Source organism: Bacillus rhizoplanae (assembly GCF_917563915.1).
GTDB lineage: Bacteria > Bacillota > Bacilli > Bacillales > Bacillaceae_G > Bacillus_A > Bacillus_A rhizoplanae.
Genome location: NZ_CAKJTI010000011.1, coordinates 88,143 through 96,218 on the forward strand (window position 1 = coordinate 88,143; position 8,076 = coordinate 96,218).

Annotated in this window: 6 protein-coding genes; 1 reads left to right on the plus strand and 5 read right to left on the minus strand. The window is 39.6% G+C overall.

The features are described from left to right. The first annotated feature begins 624 nt into the window (after positions 1-624). The gene (locus LRP84_RS12745) at positions 625-1,179 is read left to right on the plus strand and encodes a TetR/AcrR family transcriptional regulator (RefSeq protein ID WP_230575418.1); all 555 of its coding nucleotides are present in this window, start codon (positions 625-627) and stop codon (positions 1,177-1,179) included. Between the two features lie 53 nt (positions 1,180-1,232). On the opposite strand, the gene LRP84_RS12750 is transcribed toward LRP84_RS12745, so the two are convergent. The 5 genes from LRP84_RS12750 to LRP84_RS12770 form a co-directional block, all read right to left on the minus strand. Next, on the minus strand, positions 1,233-2,882 hold the full coding sequence (locus LRP84_RS12750; RefSeq protein WP_230575419.1) for an amidohydrolase: 1,650 nt from the start codon (positions 2,880-2,882) through the stop codon (positions 1,233-1,235). Positions 2,883-3,047: 165 nt separating this feature from the next. Further along, positions 3,048-3,329, minus strand: coding sequence for a cupin domain-containing protein (locus tag LRP84_RS12755; RefSeq protein ID WP_230575427.1), 282 nt, complete (start codon positions 3,327-3,329; stop codon positions 3,048-3,050). Between the two features lie 57 nt (positions 3,330-3,386). Further along, positions 3,387-4,793: an MATE family efflux transporter gene (locus tag LRP84_RS12760; protein ID WP_230575420.1), complete on the minus strand. Its 1,407-nt coding sequence runs from the start codon at positions 4,791-4,793 to the stop codon at positions 3,387-3,389. Positions 4,794-4,838: 45 nt separating this feature from the next. Further along, the gene (locus LRP84_RS12765) at positions 4,839-6,311 is read right to left on the minus strand and encodes an aldehyde dehydrogenase family protein (protein ID WP_230575421.1); all 1,473 of its coding nucleotides are present in this window, start codon (positions 6,309-6,311) and stop codon (positions 4,839-4,841) included. Positions 6,312-6,324: 13 nt separating this feature from the next. Then, positions 6,325-7,641 (minus strand): NAD(P)/FAD-dependent oxidoreductase, encoded by a 1,317-nt coding sequence (locus tag LRP84_RS12770; RefSeq protein ID WP_230575428.1) that lies wholly within the window; start codon positions 7,639-7,641, stop codon positions 6,325-6,327. Positions 7,642-8,076 lie beyond the last annotated feature (435 nt).

Here is an 8,076-nt window from a genome sequence, read left to right on the forward strand (position 1 = left end):
CCAACTATCATGAAAATGCAAGCAAACAACCGGGTGCCAGAATTGAAAGGTTGAATCAAAACAGCTACCGCGGGACCTTTGCCCGGATAGCTGTTTTGATTTAGTGGTGAAGAATGTGTCGGTCGAGGGGGATTCCAGTTCAGAATTGTTTTTATACGCCCTATTGATGTAATGCGGAATCTCCCATTTGCACGTGAGACCTTTCGGGAACGTGACCGACGTGCTGTGTTTGATCAGATTGACAGTATATCGAACCGTGACGTGTACCTACGAAGATGATGTGATTAACCTCGCATACTCGAACGATATGCAATGCCAAATTGGTTCAAAAAAGGATCTTACGTTATGGATTAAAAATACTTGAGATAGTCGAGTTAAGTGCCTTTTCGGACAGGGAGTAGTAGTGTATTATGGAAGATATGTACCTTTCCGTTTTTAATTGGGAGTTTGATTGCTTCCATCCTGCTAAAAAGAAAGGTGTTATGTGTCAATAAGGGAATTGTCCCAACAGAAAATATGGCACAGACACAGACAAAGGTTAAAAATAATTTTCAAGGTGCGAAAGTTAAGTAACTTAGTTTAGATAACATTTTCAACAAATTTCTAATTTAAGGAGTACTAGGAATGAGGGAACGCATTATAAGAGCTTTTAATGAAGAGATTCATGATAAAGGCATGAAGTTCACAATGGATGATTTAGCAAACCGTATTGGTGTAAACAAACGATACCTTTATCAACATTTTTCTTCGAAAGCTGAAATTTTGGAGTTAATCATTGATCAATCGTTATCGGAATTCGATGAAAAAACAGAACAGATTATGAATAATACATCTTTAAGCCTGATTGAAAAAATCAGACAGATTTGTACTGTGTTGCCCAATTTTGAGTTTTACGACTTCAAAGTGTTGGAACAAATGAAGCGCTATTACCCGGAGCAATGGACAAAAGTGAATGACGCTTTGAGCGAATGGGAAGCTCTGCGTTTATTACTCGAAGAAGGTATACAGCAAGGTGAACTCATTGAAATCAATACAACACTTGCTGTAAAGCTGATTATAGATGCTACAAATTCAATCTTTGATCAACGTTTTTACATGGAAAATAATATTACCTTACCGGAAGCACTCTCTTCTATTGTAGACGTATTATTGTTCGGCTTAGTCAAAAATAAATCATAATAATGGTCTAATAAAAAAATGAAAGGAACATATATTCCTTTCGTTTTTTATCTTTATATGGGAACCTTCTTACATCCTGCATCTTGAAAAACGATAGCTCCATCAACCATAGTTAAGACTACTCGAACGTCTCGTATTTCTTCAACTGGGATTTCGAAGAGGTTTCTGTTTAATACAACAAGATCTGCCAGTTTTCCCACTTCAAGTGTGCCCAATTCCTTTTCTCTGAATGATCCATAGGCAGGGGATAACGTATAATCTTTCAAGACTTCGGATAGTGACAGACGCTCCTGCGGATTCCATCCTTCTGTCGGTGATCCATCATATCCAATTCTTGTTAGTGCACGATAAATGCCTAGCATCGGATTTAATTGCACAATTGGATAATCAGTACCAAAAGCCAACATTGCACCTGAATCCTTTAACGTTTTCATTGCAAAAACAAAGGGCTCACGTTCTTTTCCAATACGTGAAACATAAGTTATCCGTTGCTCCTTACCAAGACCCAAATGTTCTGGTTGCATTGATGCGATCACTCCAAGCTTTTGGAAACGAGCGATTTCATCCGAATGAATAACCTCCACATGTTCCACACAATGCCTAGCATCTCGCTTACCATTCTTTTTCTGGGCTTCCTCAAAAGCATCCAAAGCTAGGCGAATCGCACCGTCACCAATTGCATGAAGGCGGATTTGAAAGCCTTCTCGATCAGCCTCTACTATCCATTTTTTAATCGCATCTGGCGAAACAGCTGTTTCACCAAAGTTTTCTGTTTTATCTGAATATGATTCAACTAAAAACGCGGTATAGCCGGTTATTACTCCATCAACAAACTGTTTCAACCCCGAGACTCGAAGCTTGTCTGATGCATAAGTATCACGCAATTGTTTCGCACGTTCTATATCATCATTTAAAGGAGGTGAAAGATGAATCCGCGCAGTTAATTCTCCGTTTTTATCCAGATCACTAAACAATTCAAAATCCTGTAATTTTTCCATAGCAGGCGATCCATACAAATCGTTAACTGAAGTCACACCCAGTGCAGCCGCCTGTCCGAGAAATCCTTTCATCATTCTCATACGGCGTTCCCTTGAAAAATTGAATGCATGATTCGACACGAGTGCAATCGCTGTCTCATACAAAATACCCATTGGTTCTCCGTTTTCATCTTTTGCAATAATCCCGTGGGGCGGATTATCTGTATTTCGATTAATACTTGCAATCTCAAGCGCTTTGCTATTTACCCAGGCATAATGCCCTTCCATATGAAAGAGAATAACAGGACGTTCTGGGAGTACGCGATCGAGTGCAGCACGATTTGGAAGCTGCTTGTTGTCCCAATTGCTTTGATCCCAAGAAAAACCAATAATCCATGAATCTTCTGGTCTTGAATCGGCAAAATTGGCTACCATTTTTATCGCTTCTTCTTCTGAGTGTGCATCGGCTAGAAAAACACTGTCTTCTGCAAGACTTCCTCCAAGTATATGCAAGTGAAAATCATGAAAGCCAGCCATAATAAGTCGATCGGAATAATGATATACTTTCGTGTCTGGTCCAATAAACGGATTCATTTCTATTTCGGAACCAATGGCTGCAATCTTATTATTAATAATGGCGATATAAGCAGGGATGGGCTTATCCGCAAGACCTGTAAAAACAGCATTACTTGAGATAACGATATCAGCTTTTTGATTTATATTCATTTGCAAACACCTCCAATATGTTTAAATATTCTGAATTTTATTTGCGTAAAGTAAGTAGCAATTGAATATGACGCAAGATTGGATAACGGCGCTGTGTACCGAAAACCACAAATATTTAGGCAAAGTATACGGCTGTGATAATCATATGCCACTCCTAAGTTCACATTATTTCAAATTGATCTCATGGTTCATTTTATAATTCTTTTTCAAAAATTCCGGGCAGTCCCATTCACAAACAAGATCTTTAGCCAAAGAAACGACCCAGTCCTTTGTAATATGATACTTTTCTCCATCTACAGTAATAAACACTTCACCGTCTGTCACATAAAAAACTTCCTGCTCTTCTACGTGCCAAGTTCCTTTACTAGGTTCGCCTATCCATGGCTCCCAAGTGTCTACACTTAATCTTTGTGCTTCTTCAGCTGTAATTTTTTTCGCAAAAAACATTCTCATCATCTCTCTTTCTTGTAAATAATTTTAAAAGATTAATTGATATCAGTATGCTTACGTTACTTTTGGTTCCTTTAAACGTTTCAACTCTTTTCGAAGAAAATAAATCGCAATAAGAACACCTGGAATTTCAGCAGCTGGAGCGGAATACCAAATACCATCAACTCCCCAATATTTTGGGAAAATAAACATGAACGGGAATGAAAAAAACAACATTTTGCTAACATTAATAAACGTTGCGGACCAGTTTTTCTCTTGTGATTCGAAATAACCGGAGATCAGCAAACTAACGGCATTTAATGTAAACATGCAATTAAATACAATTGTCGTCCAGATTCCGAGTTTCTGTAAATCTGGATTGCCTCCAGAGAAAAATGACATAATTGGATTTGCAAAAATAATTAGTAAAGCTGTCGCAAGCAAAAAGAAGGCAACCGTAAAAATAAGTCCAATCTTAATTGCTTGTTTAACACGATCAAGATTGCCCGCACCGTAATTATAACTAATAATCGGTTGAAGTCCCGTCATCCCACCGAGCGCCGCTAAGGCGAGCAGATTTGTAATGTAACCGTTTTGAACCGTGAAAGCGGCAACGTGCAGCCCGCCACCGTAGCTTTGCAGTAAGTTATTAAAGAAAATAATAGAAAAAAACATCATGAGCTGACTCGAAAAAGATGCAAAGCCTGTCCAAGCCACTTCACCAATTGTCTTGAGATTAATCATCATATCTTTTATTTTTGGCTTAAGCTTTGTTTTACCGAACCAAAAATAAAAGATGAGTAAAACAGGGATCGATTGTGCAATTGTATTCGCCCACGAGGAACCCATCAGCCCCATGTCATATTTCGTTATCATAATCCATTCTGCAATTCCGGCAACAACCGCTGCAACTAACCAACTGTTCATTGATAATATAGGTTTTTCATCGATATTGGTTAAAATACTTAGTACAACCGCCAATATCGTTATTGGCAATGAAATCCACAATAGTCGGCTGTATTTCACCGCATATGGAAGTGAATCCTGACTTGCTCCGAATAAAGTCATGATTTCATTTTCAAAGACCAATCCAAGTACAGCTAGCAAAATGGAGACGAAAAGAGTAAACCATAAAGTTTGTCCCATAGTACTCCTAGCTTCTTCGATTTTCCCTTCTCCAAGCCGAAGTGAAATGACCGCTCCGGCTCCTATACCAAAAAGAACGCCAAGCATACGGGTAATAACCGTGACCGTAAATCCAATTCCGATCCCTTCGATTTCTAGCTCCTGAAAGCCGCTGACGAAATAGCCATCGACAACCGCTACCACTCCAAGAATCGCATTCGCCATAATTCCTGCCAAAGCAAACCGTAAATATAGTAAAGGAATACTTTTGGTTCCCAGTGCTGAATCATTTACTGGCTTATTCATCATTTCTGCTTTTTCTTTCTTCGATGAGGGACGGTTTCCTGCTATTTCCATACTCATACCCTCCTAAAAATAGTTTATACAGCAAGTTCAGCCAAATTAATTTGCATACCAACCTACAGGCTTAGCATGCTGGTGAATATTGATTTGCTTCATTTCCATAAAGTGCTCCAGTCCAACAGTACCTAAGGCTCTTCCGATTCCACTTTGCTTATATCCCCCCCAAGGCCCTTCAACATAAGCGAGGTGATAACTATTAATCCAAGTAATTCCCGCGCGCAATTTACTAATGACACGTTTTGCTCGATCCACGTCTTCAGTAAATACAGCACCAGCTAAGCCATAAATGGAATCATTAGCTTTTTGGATTGCATCTTCCTCATCTTTAAATTTCTGTACAACAAGGACTGGACCAAAAATCTCTTCCTTAACAATACGCATATTCGTGTTTACATCAGCAAAGATCGTTGGTGCAATAAAAAATCCTCGATCAAGTCCATTTTCTGTTAAGCGCTTACCACCACAAACTAATTTTGCCCCTTCTTCGATTCCACTCTTGATGTAATGTAAAACGTCATTCATATGAGCCTCGTTTGTGAGCGCTCCCATTTCAATGTTCTCGCTTTCCCCGTTGCCAACTACAATCTTGCTTGCACGCTCAGCCAATCTTTCAACAAATTTATCGTAAATTGTCTCTTGTACAAGCAGACGGGATGCAGCTGAACAAACTTGCCCAGCATTGTGGAAAATACCGAACATCGCATTCTCGACAGCAGTTTCAAAATCTACATCGTCGAACACAATAAGCGGAGATTTACCTCCCAGTTCAAGTGTAATTTTTTTCATATTTCCCGCAGCTGCGCGCATAATGCTTTGGCCTGTTTTTGTTCCGCCGGTAAAAGCAATCTTATCAACATCATGGCTCTCGGCAAGCTCATTCCCAACTTTTGATCCAGGTCCCAATACCAAGTTTGCCACTCCGGCCGGAAGCCCGACTTCCTCCATAATTTCAAATAATTTGAATACGCTTACAGGAGTGACCTCTGCAGGCTTAATTACAATTGTATTTCCGGCAGCGAGTGCAGGAGCAATTTGCCAAACCGCTAACATAAGCGGGAAGTTCCAAGGTACAATAAGTCCACAAACACCAATCGGTTCATGAATAATAATTGTTTCCGAAGAATCAGCACGAGTGTAAGATTCTTTTTTCATGCCTTTGATCAAGTCAGCATAATAGCGGAAGCATTGAATCGACACCGGAATATCCACATAAGTTGTTGCACGAATAACCTTACCGTTATTTGCAGTTTCCAAACGTGCAATTTCATCCGCCTTTTCTTCAAGACGATCTGCAATCTTATAGAGATATTCAGCTCTTTCATCAGCCGATAAATCCGACCAAATCCCGCTGTCAAACGCTTTGCGAGCCGCCTTGATTGCCGCCTTTGCATCGTCTTCTGATCCATCAGCAGACGATGCAATCACCTCTCTAGTTGCAGGATTAATAACGTTTCTTCTAGCACCGGATAACGCTTCTACCCATTTCCCATCAATAAACATGTTAATTTTCACAATCAACTCTCCTTTACGCAAAAATATCAACCAGTTTAAAACCAATATGCGCTAGATTTACAAGCATCGTTTTCTGATTATGGAACGGGAATGATTTTAGGCGTTCCTTTTCAAATCGATATCCACCTGCACTCCCCGTAACGATCCATTGTGCCAATAACTTTCCGAACAGTGTCGAGAGAGAAGCGCCGTGGCCCGTATAACCTGTTGCGAAATATGCGCCTTCTTTAGATCTGCCGATAACCGGAAATGTATCAATTGTAACCCCGATAAATCCACCCCAACGGTATTCAATTTTGCTTCCTGCCAGTTTCGGCATCAAGTTTACCATCGCATCGTAAACTTTTTGATACACGCCATCATCTAAGTTTGGACGAATATCGCCACCGCCAAATACGATTCGATTATCTGGTGTGCGACGGAAATAGTAAAGGAAACTACTCGTATCAAAAACCATGCGATCTTTAGGAATGACAACATTCAACAATGACTCTGGAAGCTGTTCAGTTGCAATAATACGTGCCGAAATTGGCAGTACGCCTTTGTTTAGTTCACTCATGATTTTTCCAGAGTAACCATCTGTCGCCACAATAATGTCTTTCGCAATAACAGAACCTTTTTCTGTTTCAACTTTCACACTATTTTGACCGTACTCGATGGATAATGCTTTAGAATGCTCAAAGATTCTTGCACCGATCGATTTAGCTGCTTCTCCCAAACCAATTGCATAATTCAGTGGCTGGAACGAGTAACTCGAGTCGTCGACTAAGCAACCATAATAAACTGGGGAATCGATCTCTTGATGCAATTGACTTCGATCAAGCACTCTTGATTCGTACCCGAAATTTTTGTTTAAATATTCGCTTTCAAGTTTCAATTCTTCAAAATGTTTGGCTTTGTAAGCCGCTACAATGTGACCCGTATTTCTAAAGTCGCAGTTGATTTGATGTTCGTCAATAATGTTTTTTACCAGTTCAATACTAAACAAGGAGAGATCGTTTAGCTGTCTAGCCTCGTCGGGACCATACTTTTTGGCAAGCTGCTGCATCGTTGGCTTATAGCCTGGCAATACCATCCCACCGTTACGACCGCTGGCGCCGTATCCGATCGTTTCTTGCTCTAGGACAATGACATTCTTTCCTAATTTTCGCAAATGATAAGCAGAGGAAAGACCTGTGAAACCAGCGCCAATAACGACAACATCTGCCTCTTCATTTCCTTCTAGAGTTTTTCCTTTCTCATAGCTGTTTGCAGTCGCTGTCCATAGAGAAAGTGTATTCATTTGATTCATCTTATCACTTCCTTCTTCCTGTTTATTTGAAAGAAACATTTTAGTAGGGATACCGAATGCAAAGGTGTACAAAATTTTTTTCTACTACTTGATTTACGGGGAATCTTCTATTAGAAATCAAGCGGTATAACCCTTGTAACTAAAAACGTTATTATAGTTACAAGTTAATTATACTGAATATAATGAATTATTCAACATTTTTTTGTGACAAGATAGTATGGCTAAGGGTTCTGGTGCAAAAATAAAATAAAAGAGAATAAAACGCATATATTCCTAATGGAATCCTATCTTATGCTGCAAGTCCACACAATTGATGGATGAATTCTTTCTGATTTTGGACAGACTGGTTGGACTTATCCCCGTCAAGTAGACAACTGTAAAAAAGACTATGCAGCCATCGAAATTCGATATTCGATCGGAGCTCGATGATTGAGTCGTTTTTGGAATCGTTTGTAGTTATAATGATAGATGTAT